Consider the following 20,952-nt stretch of genomic DNA (forward strand, 5'->3'; position numbering starts at 1 on the left):
AGGCTCGGGTTTGCTGAGGCTTAGTTGCTGTCCAGCCCGCCGTAGGACCTGACCAGGCGGGCCATGTCGGGTGACTGCTGCCCTTCGCTTTCGAGCCCTTGCGCAACGCCGACGCGATCGGCGACCGGCCGGTTCTGGCTGACCTTCCACTTGCCGTGGATTTCTGCGATCTCGATTTCCAGCCCGATGATGCCCTTGATCTGCGACTGGATGAAGGGCGCGGGCGCATCGGTCACCGCCCAGGGCGTGGCGCGGGTGCCTTCCTGGGACGCGGTCAGGTCGGCAATCTGCTGCGCCAGCCAGGCCTGGTCATCCATCACCTTGACGGTGCCGCGCACCTGCACGATGGCATAGTTCCAGGTCGGCACCACCTTGCCGGTCTCGCGCTTGGTCTCGTACCAGGACGGCGTGACATAGGCATCGGTGCCCTGGAATACGATCAGCACCGGTGACGCCGGATTGTCGGCCAACAGCTGCCATTGCGGATTGGCCTTCGCCAGATGGGCGCGCAGCCTGCCGTTCGGCGGCACGTCTGCGTCGAGCAGGAACGGGATGGCGTTGGCGACCGGCCCCTCGGCTCCGTTGCAAATCAACAGGCCGAGCGGATGCGCCCGGATCAGCCCGTGCAGGATTTCCGGCCGCGTTTCCCTGAAATGAGGAGGCTCGTACATCGCTTGCCTATCTCAGCCGCTTCGGCCGCGGATCCGACAGCTCGCCGGCCAGCCGGCGGTCGAGATAGTCGGCACATTCCTCGAGCAGCAGGTCGGCATCGTTGGAGAAGAAATGGTTGGCGCCGGGCAAGGTCTTCTGCGTGATGGTGATGCCCTTCTGCGTGTGCAACTTGTCGACCAGGCCCTGCACATCCTTCGGCGGCGCCACCTTGTCGGCATCGCCATGGATGATCAGCCCCGATGACGGGCAGGGCGCCAGGAACGAGAAATCATAGGTGTTGGGCTGCGGCGCGATCGAGATGAAGCCTTCGATCTCCGGCCGGCGCATCAGCAACTGCATGCCGATCCAGGAGCCGAACGAGTAACCGGCGACCCAGCAGCTCTTGGAATCCGGATGCAGCGACTGCACCCAGTCGAGTGCCGCCGCCGCATCCGACAACTCGCCGGTGCCATGGTCGAACTCGCCCTGGCTGCGGCCGATGCCGCGGAAATTGAAGCGAAGCGTGGTGAAATCCCGCTTCTGGAACATGTAGAAGAGGTCGTAGACGATCTTGTTGTTCATCGTGCCGCCGAATTGCGGGTGCGGGTGCAGGACGATGGCAATCGGCGCGCTCTTTTCCTTGGAAGGCTGGTAGCGTCCCTCCAGGCGGCCGGCAGGACCGGTAAAAATGACCTCAGGCATGAAATACTCCACTTGGGTAATACGAATGCGCGGCGCCCGGAACGTGTCTTCCTCTGGCCTTGACGCAGGGCGAGCGTCTTCTTAGAAGCTAGTTTAGAATTGTTCAAAACTGAGTGGCCAGACGTCGAGCCGGGCCACCCGCGCCGCAAGCCGCGTAAATAGGACGGCTCGCCTTGGAATTTCAAGGAAATAACGCGATACGACAGCGGAATGGCTTCTGACGGGAACCAAACGGACGAAAATGGCCGGAATGCGCGCCTATCTCGACTATAATGCCAGTGCGCCGCTGCTTGCCGCGGCGCGCGAGGCTATGGTCGCCGCACTTGATGTCGCCGCCAACCCGTCATCGGTCCACACCGAAGGGCGCGCCGCACGGCGCCTGATCGAGACCGCAAGGCGAGATGTCGCGGCACTGGTCAACGCCAAGGCCGAGCATGTCGTGTTCACCTCCGGCGCGACGGAAGCGGCCTCGACGCTGCTGACATCAGACTGGCAGATGGGGCGCGGCAGCGTGCGCATGAGCCGTCTTTACGTGTCCGAGGCCGATCATCCCTGCCTGTTGAATGGCGGGCGCTTCCCGGCAGCGCAGGTGACGCGGATTGGCGTCGATGCCGACGGCATCGCCGATCTCGACGCGTTGGCAGCCGCACTCGCCCGTCATGACAAGGCCGAGGGCCTGCCGCTGGTCGCCATCCATGCCGCCAACAACGAGACCGGCGTCATCCAGCCGATCGATCGGATCGCCCCGGTCGTCAAGGCTGCGGGCGGTGTCCTCGTCGTCGATGCCGTCCAGGCAGCGGGACGCGTTTCGATCGATCTATCATCGGGTTACGCCGATTATCTGATTTTGTCTTCGCACAAGATCGGCGGCCCCAAGGGCGTCGGCGCCATCGTCGCCGCCTCCGATCTGATGATGCCGAAGCCGCTGATCAATGGCGGTGGCCAGGAAAAAGGCCATCGCGGCGGCACCGAAAACCTTGCCGCCATCGCCGGCTTTGGCGCCGCGGCACGCGAGGCGCTCGAAGGGCTGCGGTCGATGGACACGGTGCGGCAGCGCCGCGACGAGATCGAGGCCATCGTGAAAATGCTGGTGCCGGATGCGGAAATCTTTGGAACCGGCGCACCAAGGCTTGCCAACACGACATTCTTCGCTATTGCGGGCATCAAAGCCGAAACCGCGCAGATCGCCTTCGATCTGGCCGGCGTGGCGCTGTCGGCCGGCTCCGCCTGTTCGTCGGGCAAGGTCGGGCCGAGCCATGTGCTGAAAGCCATGGGATACGGCGACAGCCTTGGCGCCTTGCGCGTGTCGATCGGTGCCTCGACCGGCGCTGAGGACATCGAACTGTTTCGCACCGCGCTGGCGGCAATCGCCGCACGTCGGGCGAGTAGGGAAAGGGCCGCATGAGCAGCGGCCGGACATAGACAGGCCTTCGGTCTGGTAGAGCCGTGCGTTTTATGCTGGACGGGTGAATTTCCGGTCAAAACGCACTATATGGAACTTACGCTGCCGCGAATGCCTCTTCGGCGTTCATTTGGCGGTGCCATAGTTTGAAAACTGTCGGGCCTTGACCCCGGCGTGGATGGAGAACGCATATGCCTGCTGTGCAGGACACGATCGATCGGGTCCGAAAGATCGACGTCGACCAATACAAATACGGATTCCAGACTGAAATCGCGATGGACAAGGCCCCCAAGGGCCTCAGCGAAGACATCATCCGTTTCATTTCGGCCAAGAAGGACGAACCGTCCTGGATGCTGGAATGGCGCCTGGAAGCGTATCGCCGCTGGCTGACGCTGGACGAGCCGACCTGGGCGCGCGTTCACTACCCGAAGATCGATTTCCAGGACATCTACTTCTACGCGGCGCCCAAGAGCACGCCCGGCCCGACGTCGCTCAGCGATGTCGATCCCGAACTGCTGAAGGTCTACGAGAAGCTGGGTATCCCGCTGCGGGAGCAGGAAATTCTCGCCGGCGTGCAGAAGACCGACGCCTCGGAACTCGAGGAAGTCAGCGACAATGTCTACAAATCGGGCCGCGTCGCTGTCGATGCGGTGTTCGATTCCGTCTCCGTCGTCACCACCTTCAAGAAGGAGCTGGCGCAGGCCGGCGTCATCTTCTGCTCGATCTCGGAAGCCATCCGCGAGCATCCGGAACTGGTGAAGAAATATCTCGGCTCGGTCGTGCCGACCTCCGACAACTACTACGCCACGCTGAACTCCGCCGTGTTCACCGACGGCTCCTTCGTCTTCGTGCCCAAGGGCGTGCGCTGCCCGATGGAGTTGTCGACCTATTTCCGCATGAACGAGAAGAACACCGGCCAGTTCGAGCGCACGCTGATCATCGCCGAGGAGGGGGCTTACGTCTCCTATCTCGAAGGCTGCACGGCGCCGCAACGCGACGAGAACCAGCTTCACGCCGCGGTCGTCGAACTGGTGGCGCTCGACGATGCCGAGATCAAATATTCGACGGTGCAGAACTGGTACCCCGGCGACGCCGAGGGCAAGGGCGGCATCTACAATTTCGTCACCAAGCGCGGTGACTGCCGCGGCGACCGCTCGAAGATTTCGTGGACGCAGGTCGAGACCGGTTCGGCCATCACCTGGAAGTACCCGAGCTGCATCCTGCGCGGCGACGATTCCAGCGGCGAGTTCTATTCGATCGCCGTCTCGAACGGCTACCAGCAGGTCGACAGCGGCACCAAGATGATCCATCTCGGCAAGAACACGTCGAGCCGCATCATCTCCAAGGGCATCGCCGCCGGCTTCTCGCAGAACACCTATCGCGGCCAGGTCTCGGCGCACCGCAAGGCGACCAATGCCCGCAACTTCACCAACTGCGATTCCCTGCTGATCGGCGACCAGTGCGGCGCACACACCGTGCCCTACATGGAAGCCAAGAATTCGACGGCGCAGTTCGAGCATGAGGCGACGACGTCGAAGATTTCCGAGGACCAGAAATTCTACGTCATGCAGCGCGGCATTCCCGAAGAGGAAGCGATCGCGCTGATCGTCAACGGCTTCGTCAAGGACGTCATCCAGCAACTGCCGATGGAATTCGCTGTCGAGGCGCAGAAGCTGATCGGCATCTCGCTCGAAGGCTCGGTCGGCTGACCGGACATATATTCAGGAAACAAAGAATGCTTGAGATCAGAAATCTGCACGCCCGCATCGTCGATGACGGCACCGAGATCATCCGCGGCTTGAACCTGACGGTGAAAGCCGGTGAAGTCGCCGCGATCATGGGGCCGAACGGCTCGGGCAAATCGACGCTGTCCTATATCCTCGCCGGTCGCGAGGATTATGAGGTGACCGAAGGCGACATCCTCTACAATGGCCAGTCGATCCTCGAAATGGATCCGGCCGAGCGCGCCACTTCCGGAATCTTCCTCGCCTTCCAGTATCCGATGGAGATACCGGGCGTAGCGACCATGGAATTCCTGAAGGTTGCGATGAACGAGCAGCGCAAGGCCCGTGGCGAAGAGCCGCTGAAGATCCCGGAATTCCTGAAGCGCGTGAAGGAAGCCGCCGCCTCGCTCAGCATGGACATGGCGATGTTGAAGCGGCCGCTCAATGTCGGCTTCTCCGGCGGCGAGAAGAAGCGCGCCGAGATCCTGCAGATGAAGTTGCTGGAACCGAAGCTCTGCGTGCTCGACGAGACCGATTCCGGCCTCGATATCGATGCGCTGAAGATCGTTTCCGATGGCGTCAACGCGTTGCGTGCGCCCGACCGTGCGTTCCTGGTCATCACCCACTACCAGCGCCTGCTCGAACACATCGTGCCTGACTCGGTGCACGTGCTCTACAGGGGCCAGGTCATCAAGTCCGGCGACAAGTCGCTGGCGCTCGATCTGGAAGCCAATGGCTATGCCGGTGTGATCGGCGAAGCCGCGTGAGATGCCAGAAGGCAAGGTCAAACTGATGAATATGCACACTCAGCCCCAGCGGACACCGGCCGAAACAGCGTTGATCGACGCGTTCGGCGACCGGTTGTCGCTGCTGCCGGGTGACGGCGCGGTGATGCTGAAGCGCGACGACGCCATCGAAGCGATCAAGCACGGCCTGCCGACACGGCGCATCGAATCCTGGCACTACACCGATCTGCGCCGGCTGTTGAACGCGGTGCCGGACTTCGATCCGGCCGCCATGACCAAGGCTGTTGCACCGATTGTGGAAGGCTCCGCCGTGCTGGCGATCCTGAACGGGAAGTCCGACGCCAAGACGCCGGTCGTCGAAGGCGTCACCGTGGAGCGCCTGTCGGAAAAACTCACCGACGGCAGCGCGGCACCAGGGCTCGATCCCTATGGCAGCGATGACGCCATCGGCGCGCTGAACACCGCCTTCGTCGCCGACGGCTACTTTGTCGACATCGCCGATGGCGCCGAGCTGGAAAAGCCGATCGAACTGCAGAACCTGCAGGCCGGCGGCCAGACCCATGTGCGCCTCATGGCGCGCGTTGGCGCTGGCGCCAAGGCCGTTATCGTCGAGCGTCAGGCCGGCGAGGGCGCGGCACTGACGAGCTCGGTCAGCCAGCTCGTGCTCGGCGAAGGCGCCGAGGTGACGTGGCTGATCGTCCAGGAACAGCCGGAGACGGCAACGCATCTGGCGCAGTTCAAGGCCCATATCGGCAAGAACGCGAAACTGACGCTGTTCGTCATGAACGCCGGCGGCAGGCTGGTGCGCCAGGAGGTCATGGTCAGGACGACCGGCGAAGGCGCCGATTTCAAGCTGCGCGGCATCAATCTTCTGGCCGGCGACACCCACACCGACGTGACCATGGTTCTCGACCACGCCGTGCCGCATACGGCCTCGACGGAAGTGATCCGCAACGTGGTGACGGGCAAGGCGCGGGGCGTTTTCCAGGGCCGCATCAACGTTCATCAATATGCGCAGAAGACCAACGCCAAGATGGCCTGCAACACGCTGTTGCTGTCGGACGATGGCGAGTTCTCGACCAAGCCGGAGCTTGAAATCTTCGCCGATGACGTCGTCTGCGGCCATGGTGCGACGGTCACCGAAATCGACCACGACCATCTGTTCTACCTGATGGCGCGCGGCGTCGACGAGAAGACCGCTCGCGGCCTTCTGGTCAAAGCCTTCGTCGCCGAGGTGATCGAGGAACTGGACGACGAGACGATCGTCGACGCGCTCGAAGCGAAGCTCGACGACTGGTTTGTGACACACGGGTAAGCTCCCTGCCTTCTCCCCTTGTGGGAGAAGGTGGATTGGCGCGAAGCGCCAAGACGGATGAGGGGTGCTGGAAGGAACGCGGCCTAGAGCGGCAAGGACTTCGAAATGGACCAGAAAGTCGAAAACATCCCCTACGACGTCGAGGCGATCCGCCGCGACTTCCCGATTCTGTCGCGCGAGGTCTACGGCAAACCGCTGGTCTATCTCGACAATGGCGCCTCGGCGCAGAAGCCGCAGGCGGTGCTCGACGCCATCCAGCACGCCTATTCCCAGGAATACGCCAACGTCCATCGCGGCCTGCATTTCCTCTCCAATGCGGCGACCGACGCCTATGAAAAGGCGCGCGAAACGGTGCGTCGTTTCCTGAATGCGCCAAGCACCGACAACATCGTCTTCACCTCGAACACGACCTCGGCGATCAACACAGTCGCCTATGGCTATGGCATGCCCAACATCGGCGAGGGCGACGAGATCGTGCTGTCGATCATGGAGCATCACTCCAACATCGTGCCGTGGCATTTCATCCGCGAGCGGCAGGGCGCCAAGCTGGTCTGGGTGCCGGTCGACGATCTCGGCGTCTTCCACATCGAGGAGTTCGAGAAGCGGCTGACCGATCGCACCAAGCTGGTCGCCATCACCCAGATGTCGAATGCACTGGGCACGGTGACGCCGATCAAGGAGATCGTGCGCATTGCGCATGCGCGCGGAATTCCCGTCCTCGTCGACGGCAGCCAGAGCGCCGTGCACATGCCTATCGACGTGCAGGATCTCGACTGCGATTTCTTCGTCTTCACCGGCCACAAGCTCTACGGTCCGTCGGGTATCGGCGTGCTCTACGGCAAGAAGGACATTCTCTCTGGCATGCGGCCGTTCATGGGCGGCGGCGAGATGATCGAGGAGGTGACGGAGGACATCGTCACCTACAACGAACCGCCGCACCGCTTCGAGGCCGGCACGCCACCGATCGTGCAGGCCATCGGGCTGGGTGCTGCGCTCGACTACATGGAAAAAATCGGCCGCGAGCGCATCGCAGCGCACGAGGAAGACCTCAAGGCCTATGCGCATGAGCGGCTGCGCGCCATCAACTCGCTGCGCATTTTCGGCGACGCGCCCGGCAAGGGCGCCATCATCTCCTTCGAACTGCAAGGCATTCACGCCCATGACGTGTCGATGGTGATAGACAGGCAAGGCGTTGCCGTGCGCGCCGGCACGCATTGCGCCCAGCCGCTGTTGAAACGCTTTGGCGTAACCTCCACATGCAGGGCATCGTTCGGCATGTATAATACCAGGGCCGAAGTCGATGCTTTGGCCGAGGCGCTTGAAAAAGCGCGCAAGTTTTTTGGGTGACGACCATGGATGATGTGAGCATCGCTGCCGAAACCACGCCGGAAGCCGCCGCCAACAGCGTGGTGTCTGCTTCGACCATTCCCGCCGACGAATTGGCGCGGCTGACCGACGACATCGTCTCGGCGCTGAAGACGGTCTATGACCCGGAAATCCCGGCCGACATCTACGAACTTGGCCTCGTCTACAAGATCGACATCGAGGACGACCGCTCGGTCAAGATCGACATGACGCTGACCGCGCCGGGCTGCCCGGTCGCCGGCGAAATGCCCGGTTGGGTGGAAAATGCCGTCGGCGCCGTTGAAGGCGTGTCCGGCGTCGAGGTCAACATGACCTTCGACCCGCCGTGGACGCCCGACCGCATGTCGGAAGAGGCGCAGGTCGCGGTGGGCTGGTACTAGCCTCACAAAGGTTGGCGCCCTTGCGCCAGTGGTAAAACTTCACCATTTTAGGTGAGGAATCGTTCGGCAGGCCTTGAACCTGCACGGAATGGAGAAAGAACAGATGGGACGCTTTGCCGTCATCACCATGACCGAAAAGGCCGCCGACCGGGTGCGCGAGATCGTCGCCACCCGCGACAACGCGCGTGGCATTCGCCTCGGCATCAAGAAGGGCGGCTGCGCCGGCATGGAATACACGGTCGATTTGGTGACCGAACCCAACACCAAGGACGACCACATCGAGCGTGATGGCGCCCATGTCTATGTGGCGCCCGAGGCTGCCCTTTTCCTGTTCGGCACCGAGATGGATTTCGAGCAGACGACGCTGCGCACTGGTTTCACCTTCCACAACCCGAACCAGAGTTCGGCCTGCGGCTGCGGCGAATCCGTTGAGCTGAAGCCGGCTGATCTGAAGGCTCTCGCGGAAGCACGCGCCTCGGCCTGAGATTTCCCCTCGCCGGGGTGACGAACGCTAATCCACCCACATGCCCGTTCGCTTGTGCCAGTCGGCGATGGATTCCTCCGGATAGACATCGAACGTCCTGTCGCCCTTGCCGATCACGGGTTCGACCCAGTTGGCCTTGTACTTCAGCATCAGATGCACTCGGCTCGGCGGCTCCGGCAGGTCGGTGTCGATCGCCGAGGCGAAGGGATGCACCAGCTCCGGCCAGGTGGGGTCGTAGAGCCACAGTGCCGACCCGCATTTGCGACAGAAATTGCGCTCGCCGGTCGATATTTCGCACCGCGGATGCTCGTCGTCATCGATCTCGGCCCGGTAGACGCCGAGGTTCCTCTTGCCCTTGATATTCAGGGTCTTGTTGTCGGCCCCGAGATTGATGGCGAAGCCGCCGCCGCCTTGCTGCTTGCGGCAGATCGAGCAGTAGCACAGCATGAACGGCGCCGGCGTGTGGCTCTCCACCTCGAAACGGACGGCATTGCAGCGGCAGGACCCTTTGAGCAGAAGCGGCATGACAAAACGACTCCGACGGATGTTCTCAATCTGTCAGCATGATCTTGGTTGCGCGATGACAATGTCAAATGCCAGTGACATGATCGCGGCATGGACAATGAACGCATCGCCGAACTGTTCGAGGGCCTTGGTCCGGTCAGCATCCGCAAACTGTTCGGCGGCAAGGGCATCTATTTCGACGGTGTCATCATCGCCGTCGTGCTGCGCGGCGAACTGATGCTGAAGGCCGACGAGCAAAGCGCGCCCGACTTCGAGGCTGCCGGATGCCGGCAGTGGACCTATATCGGCTCCCGCCACGGCAAGCTTGTCTCGATGCCCTACTGGAACATTCCCGACAGCGCTTTTGATGATCCCGACGAGATGACGCTCTGGGCACGCCGCGCCTATGAGGCCGGACGGCGGGTGGGGAAGTGACGGGTGACTTTGGTGCGTTGCGGCTGTGCAGGGTTGGAAACGCCGGCRGGACAGCACCCCCCTCTGTCCTGCCGGACATCTCCCCCGCAAGGAGGGAGATTGGCAGCTCAACCGCTGGCTCTCGCTTTCAACATTGATGATTGGCGAAAGCCGATGTGACATCCGATCTCCCCCCTTGCGGGGGAGATGTCCGGCAGGACAGAGGGGGGTGTGAAGGAACTCGGCAGTCGCTTTAAAGCGCCTTCGCGATCCTCGCCGCCAGCCTTGCGTTGTTTTCGACCAGCGCGATGTTGGTCTTCAGGCTCCGGCCGCCCGTGAGTTCCAGGATTTTCGACAGCAGGAACGGCGTCACCGCCTTGCCGGTCACGTTGAGCGCTTCGGCCGCCTTCTGCGCGGCCTCGATATAGCCGGCCATCTCTTCTGCGGGGATTTCGTGGTTTTCGGGCACCGGATTGGCGATCAGCATGCCGCCGGCGAGCCCCAGCGCCTGCCGGGTCTGGTAGAAATGCGCGATCTCTTCCGGTCGGTGCAAGGTCAGCGGCGCGCGGAAGGGCGAATGCCGCGACCAGAAGGCCGGCATCGTCTCGCAGCCATGGCCGACAACGGGCACGCCGCGCGTCTCCAGCACTTCCAGCGTCTTTTCGATGTCGAGGATGGCCTTGGCGCCGGCCGACACGACGATGACCGGCGTGCGCGCCAGCTCGTCGAGGTCGGCGGAAATGTCGAAACTCTTTTCCGCACCCTTGTGCACGCCGCCGATGCCGCCGGTGGCGAACACCTTGATGCCGACCATATGCGCCGCGATCATCGTTGCGGCGACGGTGGTGCCGCCCGTGCGCCCTTGCGCCACCGCGAAGCCGAGGTCGGCGCGCGACAGCTTCATGGCGTCGCCGGTCATGGCAAGCGACTCGCGCTCGCCGTCCGAAAGCCCGATCTTGATGCGCCCGCCAACCACGGCGATCGTGGCCGGCACGGCGCCGCCGTCGCTGATGATCTTTTCGACATCCGCCGCCATGGCGCCGTTGTCGGGGTAGGGCATGCCATGGGTGATGATGGTGCTTTCCAGCGCCACCACCGGCCGCCCGGCGGCCAAGGCCTGTGCAACCGGCGCATGGATATCGATGAAGGGACGGGCGGTTTCTGGTGTCATCCTGATCTCCAATCCGGCGCGATGCGTCTCCACCTGGACGCGAAAACACTCCGGCACTATGAACTGGCCGGTCTCATGCCACTTCCTGCGCATCCGGCACAAGAGCCAGCGCCTCTGTGAAATCAGCAGTGGTGAAATCGGGAACGGCGTCGGCGCTTTCGATGGCCAGCGTCGCCGCGGCAATGCCTTCGCGCAGGGCCGCGCGCAAGGGCATGCCGCGCAGCGAGGCAGCGACCGTCGCTCCCGCCAGCGCATCGCCGGCGCCGGTGACGTCGGTGACCTTTCTTGGTGTCGGCGGCAGGATCGAGAAGGCGCCGGCTTCATCGAAGCCCAGCATGGGAGCGCCACCTGCTGTCACCACGCCGCTTTTGAGCCCGGCACGTTTCAGCCCGTCGACGATGTCCTGCCCGGAGGCCGCACTGTCCAGGCCGGCCAGTGCGACCGCCTCGCGCTGGTTCATGAAGACCACTGCCAGATTGCCGAGCACCGGCCTCAGGCGCACGATCTTGGCCGGCGAAATGGCAATGGCGAAAACGGGTTTGCCGGCGGCGAGTGCCACGAGCCTCTCCAGTGCCGCCGTCGGCAGGTTGGCGTCGCAGAAGACGGCGTCGGCGGCAGCGATGACCTCGCGCACCTTGGAGCGCCTGACCTGCTTGGGAAACGCCAGCTCATAGAGCGCCATGTCGGCAAAGCCAACGATCAGCTCGCCCTCACTGTCGATCAGCGCCGTATAGCTTGGCGTCGTGCGATCGAGGAACACCGCCGACAGGTCGGCTATCCCGGCTTTGGCGATGGCCCTTGAAACCGTATCGGCAGCGGCATCGCCGCCGCGCACCGACAGCAGCGAGGCCGAAACACCGCGCCGGACCGCACTGCGCAAAGCATTGAAGACGCCGCCGCCAACATCTTCCCGCATCGTGCCGGGATTGGACGCGGCCGGCACGTAAGCGCCGGACACCTGCCCACGGCGGTCGATATGGGCGCCGCCCACGGCCAGGATTCTTGGAGATTTCAACATGCCGGCGATATGACCTTTGTTATTCCAGCCGCACAAGCGCTACGCTAAGTGACGAAGCTTCGCATGCGGGGCGGCGATTCGGCAGATCGAAACAATCGAGCCGACTGGCCCAATGCGAGGTGCGCTCCTGATGTGATTCTTGGGACAAAAAAAGAACAAATCCGGATATTGATTGCCTTTCAGATACTTGAACCCTCTTGCCAAACGAGAACAAAAAAGGTACAAATAGGCAGGGATTACGGATTGTCCGGCCTTCATTGACGACCAAGGGGTGATGTATCATGGCTCAGAATTCTTTGCGGCTGGTAGAGGACAAAGCGGTGGACAAATCAAAGGCTCTGGATGCGGCGCTGTCGCAAATCGAGCGGGCTTTCGGCAAGGGCTCGATCATGCGGCTCGGCGCGAACGAGCAGGTCGTCGAGATTGAAACCGTGCCGACCGGCTCGCTTGGCCTCGACATCGCGCTTGGCGTCGGTGGCCTGCCGCGCGGCCGCATCATCGAAATCTACGGGCCGGAAAGCTCGGGCAAGACGACGCTGGCGCTGCACACTGTTGCGGAAGCCCAGAAGAAGGGCGGCATCTGCGCCTTCGTCGATGCCGAGCATGCGCTCGATCCGGTCTATGCCCGCAAGCTTGGCGTCGATCTGGAAAACCTTCTGATCTCGCAGCCCGACACGGGTGAGCAGGCGCTGGAAATCTGCGACACGCTGGTGCGCTCCGGTGCCATCGACGTGCTGGTGGTCGATTCGGTCGCGGCGCTGACGCCACGCGCCGAAATCGAAGGCGAGATGGGCGATTCGCTGCCCGGCCTGCAGGCCCGCCTGATGAGCCAGGCGCTGCGCAAGCTGACCGCCTCGATCTCGCGCTCCAACACCATGGTCATCTTCATCAACCAGATCCGCATGAAGATCGGCGTCATGTTCGGTTCGCCCGAGACCACGACGGGCGGCAACGCGCTGAAATTCTACGCCTCGGTCCGCCTCGACATCCGCCGCATTGGCTCGGTCAAGGACCGCGACGAGGTCGTCGGCAACCAGACTCGTGTCAAGGTGGTCAAGAACAAGCTGGCGCCGCCCTTCAAGGTGGTCGAGTTCGACATCATGTATGGCGAGGGCGTATCCAAGACCGGCGAACTGGTCGACCTCGGGGTCAAGGCCGGCGTGGTCGAGAAGTCGGGCGCCTGGTTCTCCTACAATTCGCAGCGTCTCGGCCAGGGCCGCGAGAATGCCAAGCTGTTCCTGCGCGACAATCCCGACACGGCGCGCGAGATCGAACTGGCGCTCAGGCAGAATGCCGGGTTGATCGCCGAGAAATTCCTCGAGAATGGCGGCGCCGAGAGCGGCGACGACGGCTTCGAGGAGGAGTCCGGCGCGATGTAACAACTTCGTGCACAGGATGCCGGCCGAAGATCGGCCATAATCCTGTTCTATTATCTCAAGCTTATGTAATTGAGTTCAGTGTTTTTTGCGTTCCAAACCGCCGGCTTTCGAGCCGGCGGTTTTTCGTTTTGCGGCCGGCGTCGATGGTCGGCAAGCGCGCGATTTGGACCAATTCCGTGTTTCTGGACAGGGTGCGGTGCGACCGCTAAAAGGCCAAGTCTATTTTCTTATGGATGTCGTCCAAAAGTGCGCAGCGGTTTTGGGACAGCGACATGCATGGAAGCAAAAACTTGAAGCGCGTCGACTGAATCCGTTTTCAGCGCGACGCGCTTTGAGACCCAGAGCCCATTTTCCGCCGGTTTGCCGGCGGTTTTCTCGAAAAGGCAGCATTCATGAGTGGCGTGAACGAGATCCGGTCGACTTTTCTCGACTACTTCTGCAAGGAGGGTCACGAGATCGTCGCGTCGAGCCCGCTGGTGCCGCGCAACGATCCGACGCTGATGTTCACCAACGCCGGCATGGTGCAGTTCAAGAACGTCTTCACCGGCCTGGAGAAGCGGCCTTATTCGCGCGCCTCGACCGCGCAGAAGAGCGTCCGCGCCGGCGGCAAGCACAACGACCTCGACAATGTCGGCTACACCGCGCGCCATCTGACCTTCTTCGAAATGCTCGGCAATTTCTCCTTTGGCGACTATTTCAAGGAGCGCGCCATCGAGCTTGCCTGGAACCTGATCACCAAGGAATTCGGGCTGAACAAGGACAAGCTGCTGGTCACGGTCTATCACACGGACGACGAGGCGGCGGGCTTCTGGAAGAAGATCGCCGGTTTTTCCGACGACCGCATCATTCGCATCGCGACCTCGGACAATTTCTGGGCGATGGGCGACACCGGACCGTGCGGGCCGTGCTCGGAGATCTTCATCGACCGCGGCGAACACATCTGGGGCGGCCCTCCCGGCAGCCCGGAGGAGGATGGCGACCGCTTCCTCGAATTCTGGAACCTGGTGTTCATGCAGTATGAACAGGTGACGAAGGAGGAGCGCATAGACCTGCCGCGCCCGTCCATCGACACCGGCATGGGCCTGGAGCGCATGGCGTCCATCCTGCAAGGGGTGGAGAGCGTCTTTGAAACCGATCTGTTCCGTCATCTGATCGACGCGGCGTCCTCCGCCATCGGGCACGGTCCCGACAAGGAGACGGTCGCGTCCTTCCGCGTCATTGCCGATCATCTGCGCTCGTCGTCCTTCCTGGTCGCCGACGGTGTGCTGCCGTCGAACGAAGGCCGTGGCTATGTGCTGCGCCGCATCATGCGCCGCGCCATGCGCCATGCACAGTTGCTCGGTGCCCGCGATCCCTTGATGTGGCGCCTGGTGCCGGCCCTGGTCCGCGAGATGGGCCAGGCCTATCCGGAACTGGTGCGCGGCGAGCAGTTGATCACAGAGACCCTGAAGCTCGAGGAAACGCGTTTCCGCAAGACGCTGGTGCGTGGCCTCGGCCTGCTTTCGGAGGCGACGGAAAAGCTCGGCGCCGGCGACATGCTGGACGGCGAGACGGCCTTCAAGCTCTACGACACCTACGGCTTCCCGCTCGATCTGACGCAGGATGCGCTGCGCCAGCGCAGCATCTCGGTCGATCTGGCCGGCTTCACCAATGCCATGGAGCGGCAGAGGGCCGAGGCGCGCGCTCACTGGGCAGGCTCCGGCGACGCGGCCACAGAGACGATCTGGTTCCCGGTGCGCGAGAAGGCGGGGGCCACCGAATTCCTCGGTTACGAGACCGAGCAGGCGGAAGGCCTCATCCAGGCGCTGGTCAGGGACGGCAAGACCGTCGACAGCGCAAGCAAGGGCGAGGCGGTTGCCGTGGTCGTCAACCAGACGCCGTTCTATGCTGAGTCCGGCGGCCAGATGGGCGATACCGGAATCATGTCAGGCGAAGGCTTCTCGATCGAGATTTCCGATACGCAGAAGAAGGCCGATGGCCTGTTCGTCCATATCGGCAAGGTGGCCAGCGGCACGGTCAAGACCGGCGCTGTCGTCGAGCTCAAGGTCGACCATGACAGACGCTCCAGGCTGCGCGCCAACCATTCGGCGACGCATCTGATCCATGAGGCGCTGCGCGAGGTTCTGGGCACCCATGTCGCGCAGAAGGGTTCGCTGGTCGCGCCCGAGCGCCTGCGCTTCGACATCTCGCACAACAAGCCGATATCGCCCGAGGATCTCGAAGAGGTCGAGCGCATGGCGAACGAGATCGTCGTCCAGAACGGCCCGGTGAGCACGCGCCTGATGTCGGTCGACGATGCCATTGCCGAGGGCGCCATGGCGCTGTTCGGCGAGAAGTACGGCGATGAAGTGCGCGTCGTGTCGATGGGCACCGGCCTGCATGGCGCCAAGGCCAACCGGCCCTATTCGGTCGAACTCTGCGGCGGTACGCATGTCAGGGCGACCGGCGATATCGGTCTGGTGCGTGTCGTGTCGGACAGCGCGGTCGCCGCCGGCGTGCGCCGCATCGAGGCTTTGACCGGCGAGGCCGCGCGCAAGCATCTCGACGAGCAGGACCGGCGTTTGAAATCGGTCGCCGCGACGCTGAAGATCTCGCCGGCCGACGTGCCGGCGCGCGTCGAGGCGCTGCTCGACGAGCGCAAGAAGCTCGAGAAGGAACTGACCGAAGCGCGCAAGAAACTGGCGCTGGGCGGCGGTGCCGCGGCGGGTGCGCCGTCGGAGAACGAGACTGTCGCCGGCGTCGGCTTCCTCGGCAAGGCGGTTTCGGGTGTTTCGCCGAAGGATCTGAAGCCGCTGGCCGATGCCGGCAAGAGCTCGCTCGGTTCCGGCGTCGTCGTCTTCGTCGGCGCCGGCGACGACAACAAGGCGAGCGTCGTGGTCGCTGTCACCGATGATCTGGTAGGCCGTTTCAGCGCCGTCGATCTGGTGCGCGTGGCCTCCGCAGCATTGGGCGGTCAGGGTGGCGGCGGACGGCCCGACATGGCGCAGGCCGGTGGCCCGGACGCCTCGAAAGCCAGTGATGCGATCGCCGCGGTCAAGGCGGCGCTGGAGGCAGCCTGAAAGTCCCTGCATGAAGGTGCTCGTCCTTGGCGGCTACGGTCTGATCGGCGAAGCCGTCGTCGGCCGTCTGCTTCGCGACGGTCATCATGTAGCCGGCCTTGGTCGCGATGTCGTGGATGCCGAGCGGCGCTGGCCGGCGGTGCGCTGGATCGCCGCCGACATGTCACGGCTGCTTGCCGCTGACGACTGGCTGCCGGTGGTCACCGGCATGGATGCAATCGTCAATGCGGCGGGCGCCTTGCAGGACGGCCCGCGCGATCGCCTCGACGCCATCCACCGGCATTCGGTGGTGGCGCTGGTCGCGGCATGCGAACAGGCCGGCGTGCACCGTATTGTCCAGATTTCCGCGATCGGCGCCGACCTCTCCTCCAGCGACGCTTTCTTCAACAGCAAGGCGCAAGGCGACAGGGCTGTCGCAAGCTCTGCGCTGGAATGGACGATCCTGCGCCCGGGTTTGGTGATCGCGCCCGCCGCCTATGGCGGGACAGCCCTTTTGCGCGCCCTTGCGGCCTTCCCCGCTTTTATCCCTGCCGTCATGTCGCGCCAGCCGATCCAGACCGTGGCGGTCACCGACGTTGCTGAAGCGGTCTCGCGCGCTGTCGCCGGATCGCTGCCGCCCCGTACTGCCGTCGATCTCGTCGAGGCGCAAGCCAGACCGCTCGCCGATGTTCTCCTGGCCTTTCGGGCATGGCTTGGCCTGCCGCAGGCGAAGGTCGTACCGGTGCCGGCCATTGTCGGCCGTCTTGCTGCCGTGACCGCCGATGGCCTCGGCCTCCTTGGCTGGCGATCGCCTTTGCGCAGCGCAGCCCTTGCCGCGCTGGCGCGTGGCGTGACCGGCAATGCCGGGCCATGGAACCAGATTTGCGGCCATCCGCTGCAGCCGCTGGAAGCAACGCTGGCCGCCATGCCGGCCCATGTCCAGGAGCGATGGTTCGCGCGCCTCTGGCTGGCAAAACCTGTCATCTTCGGCTGCCTGTCCCTGTTCTGGCTTGCTTCGGGCATCATCGGCCTGATCCGGCAAGACGAGGCCGCTTCCATTCTTGTCTCACGCGGCGTGTCGGCGAAATTGGCGGACATGTCGGTTCTTGCCGGCAGTGCTGCGGATATCCTGGCCGGCGCGGCGGTTCTGGTCCGGCCCTTTGCTCGGCCAGCGCTGCTGGCGATGATAGCCATCACGCTGTTTTATCTGGCGGCGTCGACGCTTCTCGTTCCCGGTCTATGGCTCGCGCCGCTGGGGCCGCTGGTCAAGACGATCCCCATGCTGTGCCTGGTGCTTGTGGCGCTGGCGGTCCTCGACGAGAGATGAACCTCTGGGCCGACATACTGCGCTGGACGCATGTCATTGGCGCCACGGTTCTCTTTGGCACCGGCGCCGGGATCGCCTTCTTCATGCTGATGGCGCAGCGCACCGGTCGCGCCGAGCTGGTCGCCCATGTCGCGGGCACGGTTGTCATCGCCGACACCATATTCACGGCAACCGCGGTCGTCGTGCAGCCGATCACCGGCGTGTTGCTTGCTCGGGCATTGGGGTGGCCGCTGTCCGAGGGCTGGATTGTACTGTCGCTGCTGCTTTATGTCGTGACGGGTCTGTTCTGGCTGCCGGTGGTCTGGATCCAGATTCGGATACGAAATCTGGCGCGACAGGCGGCCATCGAAAATCGACCGCTGCCCCTCGAGGAAAAGCGCCTTTTTCGCATCTGGTTTGCTTGCGGCTTTCCGGCTTTCGCTGCCGTGCTTGCCATCGTTTGGCTGATGGTCGCCCGGCCGGCGATCAGTCTTTTCGGAGGATGATGTGCCGACGCTGACCATGTACCAGGTCGATGCCTTTGCCGAGCGCGCCTTTCAGGGCAACCCCGCTGCCGTCCTCATCTTGCAGGACTGGCTGGCAGACGAGGTGATGCAGGCCATCGCAAACGAGAACAATCTTGCCGAAACCGCCTTTTCGCGGCCGAACGGTAAGGGCTGGGACTTGCGCTGGTTCACACCCGTTCATGAAGTCGACTTCTGCGGACACGCCACCCTGGCGACCGCCCATGTGCTGGCCGAGCAACACGATGTGGCCGATGACATGGCCTTTGCCACGCGAGTGGGCGAGTTGCGGGTCTCTCAGCGGCAAGGCGCCTACCAGCTCGATCTGCCATGTTTTCCGCCGCAGCCTGTCGATGGCGAAACCATGCTGGCGCTGCAGGAGATATTGTCGCCGCATCCGGTTGCGGGCTTTCGCAATTTTGAGAACCTGTTCGTCGAGCTTGCCGACGAGCAATCCGTCCGGTCCTTTGTTCCCGATCTGCTCAGGATCGGGGCTTTCCACCCGCTCGGCCTTGTCATTACCGCGCGCGGCCAAACGCATGACTTCGTCTCCCGCTATTTCGTTCCCGGAGCCGGCATCCCCGAGGATCCGGTGACCGGCTCCATTCATGCGACGCTGGTGCCGTACTGGGCTGAAAAACTTGGGAAGACCCACCTGTCGGCCTTCCAGTGCTCACAGCGTGGCGGGCACCTCTTGTGTGACCTGGCCGGCGATCGCGTGCTGATCCTGGGTCGTGCCAAGACCTTCATGAAGGCGGAAATCTACCTTCCGGAATGATCAACAGGCCGGATGAACAACGAGCGCAGGCTGATCAGGCCGCGGGACCGCTCGCGGCAAAGCCTGGACGGGCAGCGATCCGGTCCCACCAGGCCTGGATCTCGGGGAACTCGGCGAGCAGCTTTTGCCCCTCGGCGACCTTGACGAAATAACCGATGATCGGCGCCGCATGCAGATCGGCCAGCGTCAGCTGGTCGCCAAGCAACCATGGACCCGGCGCTTTCAGTGAGGAGAGCGTCTGAAGCGCCTTGCTCGCCTGCGAAAGCCCTTTGGCGATCAGTGCCTCGTCGGGCGCCTCCTTCTCCAACCGTTCGACGGCGACATCCCAGACCATCGACCGATAGGCATAGGCGTCGAGCATGCCGATGAACTGGTTCATCCGCGCATGGCCGCGCGGATCCTTCGGCTGCAGCGCCGGCCCGTCAAAGGCTTCGTCGACATAGCCTGCAATCGCGCTCGTCTCGAAAAGGCGAAACCCGTCATGCTCGAAGGCCGGAATGCGGCCGAACGGGTGATGTTCGAAATACCAGGCGGGAATGCCCTCGGCGGCAAAGACATCGACCGGCACAAGCCCGTAGTCGATGCCTTTCTCCTCGAGCACGAGCCGCACGATGCGCACATAGACGCTGTAGTCCGCGCCGTAGACGACGGGCTTGCCCATATACCCCTCCCGGGTCTTGCCTGGTCAGGCCATCGCCTTCTGCAGGTTCTCGTCGATCTTGTCGAGGAAGCCGGTGGTCGAGAGCCAGGGCTGGTCGGGGCCGATCAGCAGCGACAGGTCCTTGGTCATGAAACCGCTCTCGACCGTCTGGATGCAGACCTTTTCCAGCGTCTCGGCAAAGCGCTTCAGTTCGGCATTGTCATCGAGCTTGGCGCGGTGCGCGAGGCCGCGCGTCCAGGCAAAGATCGAGGCGATCGAATTGGTCGAGGTCTCCTCGCCCTTCTGGTGCTGCCGGTAGTGGCGGGTGACGGTGCCGTGCGCGGCTTCGGCTTCCACCGTCTTGCCGTCCGGTGTCATCAGCACCGAGGTCATCAGGCCAAGCGAACCGAACCCTTGCGCAACGGTATCGGACTGGACGTCGCCGTCATAGTTCTTGCAGGCCCAGACATAGCCGCCGGACCATTTCAGGSYGGASGCCACCATGTCGTCGATCAGMCGGTGCTCGTACCACAGCTTCTTCGACTTGAACTCGGCCTCGAACTCGGCCTCGTAGACTTCCTGGAAGATGTCCTTGAAGCGCCCGTCATAGGCCTTGAGGATGGTGTTCTTGGTCGAGAGATAGACCGGATAGTTGCGCAGCAGGCCGTAGTTCAGCGAAGCACGGGCGAATTCGCGGATCGAATCGTCGAGATTGTACATGGCCATGGCGACGCCGGCGCCCGGCGCATCGTAGACATCGTGCTCGATGACCTTGCCGTCCTCGCCGACGAACTTGATCGTCAGCTTGCCCTTGCCGGGAAAGCGGAAATCGGTGGCACGGTACTGGTCGCCGAAGGCGTGACGCCCGACGATGATAGGCTTGGTCCAGCCCGGCACCAGGCGCGGCACGTTCTTCATGATGATCGGCTCGCGGAAGATGGTGCCGCCGAGGATGTTGCGGATGGTGCCGTTCGGTGACTTCCACATCTTCTTGAGCTTGAATTCCTCGACGCGCTGCTCGTCGGGCGTGATCGTCGCGCATTTCACACCGACGCCGTATTTCTTGATGGCGTTGGCCGAATCGATGGTCACCTGGTCGTTGGTGGCGTCGCGGTGCTCGATGCCGAGGTCGTAATACTCAAGCTTGAGGTCGAGATAAGGGTGGATCAGCTTGTCCTTGATGAACTGCCAGATGATGCGGGTCATCTCGTCGCCGTCGAGTTCGACGACCGGGTTCGCCACCTTGATCTTCGCCATGGAAAGAATGCCTCGTTCAACAGTTGGGTGATGGCGGGGCAGACCTCGCCAGAGTAGGGACTTCGCCTATAGCAAAGCGATCAGAGCGGTGCAAACCGGGACGATGCAGACGCAGGCTGCTGCCGGGGCAATTCCAGGAAAAGTGTGGAGCGAT

At 63.1% G+C, this 20,952-nt stretch carries 20 protein-coding genes; 13 read left to right on the top strand and 7 right to left on the bottom strand.

Annotated features, from left to right (window positions below; translation table 11 throughout):
* Positions 1-20: 20 nt before the first annotated feature.
* A complete protein-coding gene (locus tag AC1D0I_RS10190; protein WP_477394804.1) occupies positions 21-671 on the bottom strand; it encodes an FMN-binding negative transcriptional regulator in 651 nt (216 codons plus the stop codon).
* Positions 672-678: 7 nt separating this feature from the next.
* Positions 679-1,353: an alpha/beta hydrolase gene (locus AC1D0I_RS10195; RefSeq protein WP_013532163.1), complete on the bottom strand. Its 675-nt coding sequence runs from the start codon at positions 1,351-1,353 to the stop codon at positions 679-681.
* A 241-nt stretch (positions 1,354-1,594) separates the two neighbouring features.
* On the opposite strand from AC1D0I_RS10195, the gene AC1D0I_RS10200 reads away from it, so the two are divergent.
* The 7 genes from AC1D0I_RS10200 to sufA all read left to right on the top strand — a co-directional run bounded on the left by AC1D0I_RS10200 (position 1,595) and on the right by sufA (position 8,769).
* On the top strand, positions 1,595-2,758 hold the full coding sequence (locus AC1D0I_RS10200) for a cysteine desulfurase family protein (protein WP_477394805.1): 1,164 nt from the start codon (positions 1,595-1,597) through the stop codon (positions 2,756-2,758).
* 188 nt (positions 2,759-2,946) lie between these two features.
* Complete coding sequence (sufB, locus tag AC1D0I_RS10205) at positions 2,947-4,464, top strand: Fe-S cluster assembly protein SufB (RefSeq protein ID WP_013532161.1); 1,518 nt, start codon at positions 2,947-2,949, stop codon at positions 4,462-4,464.
* A gap of 26 nt (positions 4,465-4,490) precedes the next feature.
* Positions 4,491-5,246, top strand: coding sequence for a Fe-S cluster assembly ATPase SufC (sufC, locus tag AC1D0I_RS10210; protein ID WP_095085379.1), 756 nt, complete (start codon positions 4,491-4,493; stop codon positions 5,244-5,246).
* 25 nt (positions 5,247-5,271) lie between these two features.
* On the top strand, positions 5,272-6,540 hold the full coding sequence (gene sufD, locus AC1D0I_RS10215) for a Fe-S cluster assembly protein SufD (protein ID WP_477394807.1): 1,269 nt from the start codon (positions 5,272-5,274) through the stop codon (positions 6,538-6,540).
* A 105-nt stretch (positions 6,541-6,645) separates the two neighbouring features.
* Entirely contained in the window at positions 6,646-7,887 is a 1,242-nt protein-coding gene (locus AC1D0I_RS10220; RefSeq protein ID WP_477394808.1) for a cysteine desulfurase, read from the top strand.
* Positions 7,888-7,892: 5 nt separating this feature from the next.
* Positions 7,893-8,285: an SUF system Fe-S cluster assembly protein gene (locus AC1D0I_RS10225; protein ID WP_477228582.1), complete on the top strand. Its 393-nt coding sequence runs from the start codon at positions 7,893-7,895 to the stop codon at positions 8,283-8,285.
* Positions 8,286-8,388: 103 nt separating this feature from the next.
* Positions 8,389-8,769, top strand: coding sequence for a Fe-S cluster assembly scaffold SufA (sufA, locus tag AC1D0I_RS10230; RefSeq protein ID WP_352968830.1), 381 nt, complete (start codon positions 8,389-8,391; stop codon positions 8,767-8,769).
* Positions 8,770-8,796: 27 nt separating this feature from the next.
* Here the strand turns inward: sufA and AC1D0I_RS10235 are convergent, their stop codons facing one another.
* Positions 8,797-9,294 carry a GFA family protein gene (locus tag AC1D0I_RS10235; RefSeq protein WP_477394810.1) on the bottom strand — a complete coding sequence of 166 codons (498 nt, stop codon included), beginning with the start codon at positions 9,292-9,294 and terminating at the stop codon, positions 8,797-8,799.
* A gap of 90 nt (positions 9,295-9,384) precedes the next feature.
* Between AC1D0I_RS10235 and AC1D0I_RS10240 the strand changes: the two genes are divergently transcribed.
* Entirely contained in the window at positions 9,385-9,708 is a 324-nt protein-coding gene (locus tag AC1D0I_RS10240) for a TfoX/Sxy family protein (RefSeq protein ID WP_477394812.1), read from the top strand.
* A 232-nt stretch (positions 9,709-9,940) separates the two neighbouring features.
* Here the strand turns inward: AC1D0I_RS10240 and AC1D0I_RS10245 are convergent, their stop codons facing one another.
* Both AC1D0I_RS10245 and AC1D0I_RS10250 read right to left on the bottom strand, forming a co-directional pair.
* Positions 9,941-10,858: a pseudouridine-5'-phosphate glycosidase gene (locus AC1D0I_RS10245; RefSeq protein WP_477394813.1), complete on the bottom strand. Its 918-nt coding sequence runs from the start codon at positions 10,856-10,858 to the stop codon at positions 9,941-9,943.
* A 73-nt stretch (positions 10,859-10,931) separates the two neighbouring features.
* A complete protein-coding gene (locus AC1D0I_RS10250) occupies positions 10,932-11,876 on the bottom strand; it encodes a carbohydrate kinase family protein (RefSeq protein WP_477394814.1) in 945 nt (314 codons plus the stop codon).
* A 281-nt stretch (positions 11,877-12,157) separates the two neighbouring features.
* On the opposite strand from AC1D0I_RS10250, the gene recA reads away from it, so the two are divergent.
* From recA to AC1D0I_RS10275, 5 genes are all read left to right on the top strand, one after another.
* Positions 12,158-13,255 carry a recombinase RecA gene (gene recA, locus AC1D0I_RS10255; protein ID WP_095085392.1) on the top strand — a complete coding sequence of 366 codons (1,098 nt, stop codon included), beginning with the start codon at positions 12,158-12,160 and terminating at the stop codon, positions 13,253-13,255.
* Positions 13,256-13,647: 392 nt separating this feature from the next.
* Positions 13,648-16,314 carry an alanine--tRNA ligase gene (alaS, locus tag AC1D0I_RS10260; RefSeq protein WP_477394816.1) on the top strand — a complete coding sequence of 889 codons (2,667 nt, stop codon included), beginning with the start codon at positions 13,648-13,650 and terminating at the stop codon, positions 16,312-16,314.
* 10 nt (positions 16,315-16,324) lie between these two features.
* Positions 16,325-17,620, top strand: coding sequence for an SDR family oxidoreductase (locus AC1D0I_RS10265; protein WP_477394818.1), 1,296 nt, complete (start codon positions 16,325-16,327; stop codon positions 17,618-17,620).
* Positions 17,617-18,105 carry a DUF2269 family protein gene (locus tag AC1D0I_RS10270; protein ID WP_477394819.1) on the top strand — a complete coding sequence of 163 codons (489 nt, stop codon included), beginning with the start codon at positions 17,617-17,619 and terminating at the stop codon, positions 18,103-18,105. The genes AC1D0I_RS10265 and AC1D0I_RS10270 overlap by 4 nt, the downstream gene beginning before the upstream one ends.
* A 16-nt stretch (positions 18,106-18,121) precedes the next feature.
* Positions 18,122-18,901 carry a PhzF family phenazine biosynthesis protein gene (locus AC1D0I_RS10275; RefSeq protein WP_477394984.1) on the top strand — a complete coding sequence of 260 codons (780 nt, stop codon included), beginning with the start codon at positions 18,122-18,124 and terminating at the stop codon, positions 18,899-18,901.
* Positions 18,902-18,935: 34 nt separating this feature from the next.
* Here AC1D0I_RS10275 and AC1D0I_RS10280 read toward each other — a convergent pair whose 3' ends face one another.
* Both AC1D0I_RS10280 and AC1D0I_RS10285 read right to left on the bottom strand, forming a co-directional pair.
* A complete protein-coding gene (locus tag AC1D0I_RS10280; RefSeq protein ID WP_477394821.1) occupies positions 18,936-19,562 on the bottom strand; it encodes a glutathione S-transferase family protein in 627 nt (208 codons plus the stop codon).
* A gap of 24 nt (positions 19,563-19,586) precedes the next feature.
* A complete protein-coding gene (locus tag AC1D0I_RS10285) occupies positions 19,587-20,798 on the bottom strand; it encodes an NADP-dependent isocitrate dehydrogenase (protein WP_477394823.1) in 1,212 nt (403 codons plus the stop codon).
* Positions 20,799-20,952: the final 154 nt, after the last annotated feature.

The organism is Mesorhizobium sp. P2_D1 (genome assembly GCF_056404455.1).

What these genes read in the sequence shown, in the direction of transcription:
- AC1D0I_RS10190 (WP_477394804.1), bottom strand. Translation starts at nt 671, where the DNA reads ATGTACGAGCCTCCTCATTTCAGGGAAACGCGGCCGGAAATCCTGCAC.
- AC1D0I_RS10195 (WP_013532163.1), bottom strand. Translation starts at nt 1,353, where the DNA reads ATGCCTGAGGTCATTTTTACCGGTCCTGCCGGCCGCCTGGAGGGACGC.
- AC1D0I_RS10200 (WP_477394805.1), top strand. Translation starts at nt 1,595, where the DNA reads ATGGCCGGAATGCGCGCCTATCTCGACTATAATGCCAGTGCGCCGCTG.
- sufB (WP_013532161.1), top strand. Translation starts at nt 2,947, where the DNA reads ATGCCTGCTGTGCAGGACACGATCGATCGGGTCCGAAAGATCGACGTC.
- sufC (WP_095085379.1), top strand. Translation starts at nt 4,491, where the DNA reads ATGCTTGAGATCAGAAATCTGCACGCCCGCATCGTCGATGACGGCACC.
- sufD (WP_477394807.1), top strand. Translation starts at nt 5,272, where the DNA reads ATGAATATGCACACTCAGCCCCAGCGGACACCGGCCGAAACAGCGTTG.
- AC1D0I_RS10220 (WP_477394808.1), top strand. Translation starts at nt 6,646, where the DNA reads ATGGACCAGAAAGTCGAAAACATCCCCTACGACGTCGAGGCGATCCGC.
- AC1D0I_RS10225 (WP_477228582.1), top strand. Translation starts at nt 7,893, where the DNA reads ATGGATGATGTGAGCATCGCTGCCGAAACCACGCCGGAAGCCGCCGCC.
- sufA (WP_352968830.1), top strand. Translation starts at nt 8,389, where the DNA reads ATGGGACGCTTTGCCGTCATCACCATGACCGAAAAGGCCGCCGACCGG.
- AC1D0I_RS10235 (WP_477394810.1), bottom strand. Translation starts at nt 9,294, where the DNA reads ATGCCGCTTCTGCTCAAAGGGTCCTGCCGCTGCAATGCCGTCCGTTTC.
- AC1D0I_RS10240 (WP_477394812.1), top strand. Translation starts at nt 9,385, where the DNA reads ATGGACAATGAACGCATCGCCGAACTGTTCGAGGGCCTTGGTCCGGTC.
- AC1D0I_RS10245 (WP_477394813.1), bottom strand. Translation starts at nt 10,858, where the DNA reads ATGACACCAGAAACCGCCCGTCCCTTCATCGATATCCATGCGCCGGTT.
- AC1D0I_RS10250 (WP_477394814.1), bottom strand. Translation starts at nt 11,876, where the DNA reads ATGTTGAAATCTCCAAGAATCCTGGCCGTGGGCGGCGCCCATATCGAC.
- recA (WP_095085392.1), top strand. Translation starts at nt 12,158, where the DNA reads ATGGCTCAGAATTCTTTGCGGCTGGTAGAGGACAAAGCGGTGGACAAA.
- alaS (WP_477394816.1), top strand. Translation starts at nt 13,648, where the DNA reads ATGAGTGGCGTGAACGAGATCCGGTCGACTTTTCTCGACTACTTCTGC.
- AC1D0I_RS10265 (WP_477394818.1), top strand. Translation starts at nt 16,325, where the DNA reads ATGAAGGTGCTCGTCCTTGGCGGCTACGGTCTGATCGGCGAAGCCGTC.
- AC1D0I_RS10270 (WP_477394819.1), top strand. Translation starts at nt 17,617, where the DNA reads ATGAACCTCTGGGCCGACATACTGCGCTGGACGCATGTCATTGGCGCC.
- AC1D0I_RS10275 (WP_477394984.1), top strand. Translation starts at nt 18,122, where the DNA reads ATGTACCAGGTCGATGCCTTTGCCGAGCGCGCCTTTCAGGGCAACCCC.
- AC1D0I_RS10280 (WP_477394821.1), bottom strand. Translation starts at nt 19,562, where the DNA reads ATGGGCAAGCCCGTCGTCTACGGCGCGGACTACAGCGTCTATGTGCGC.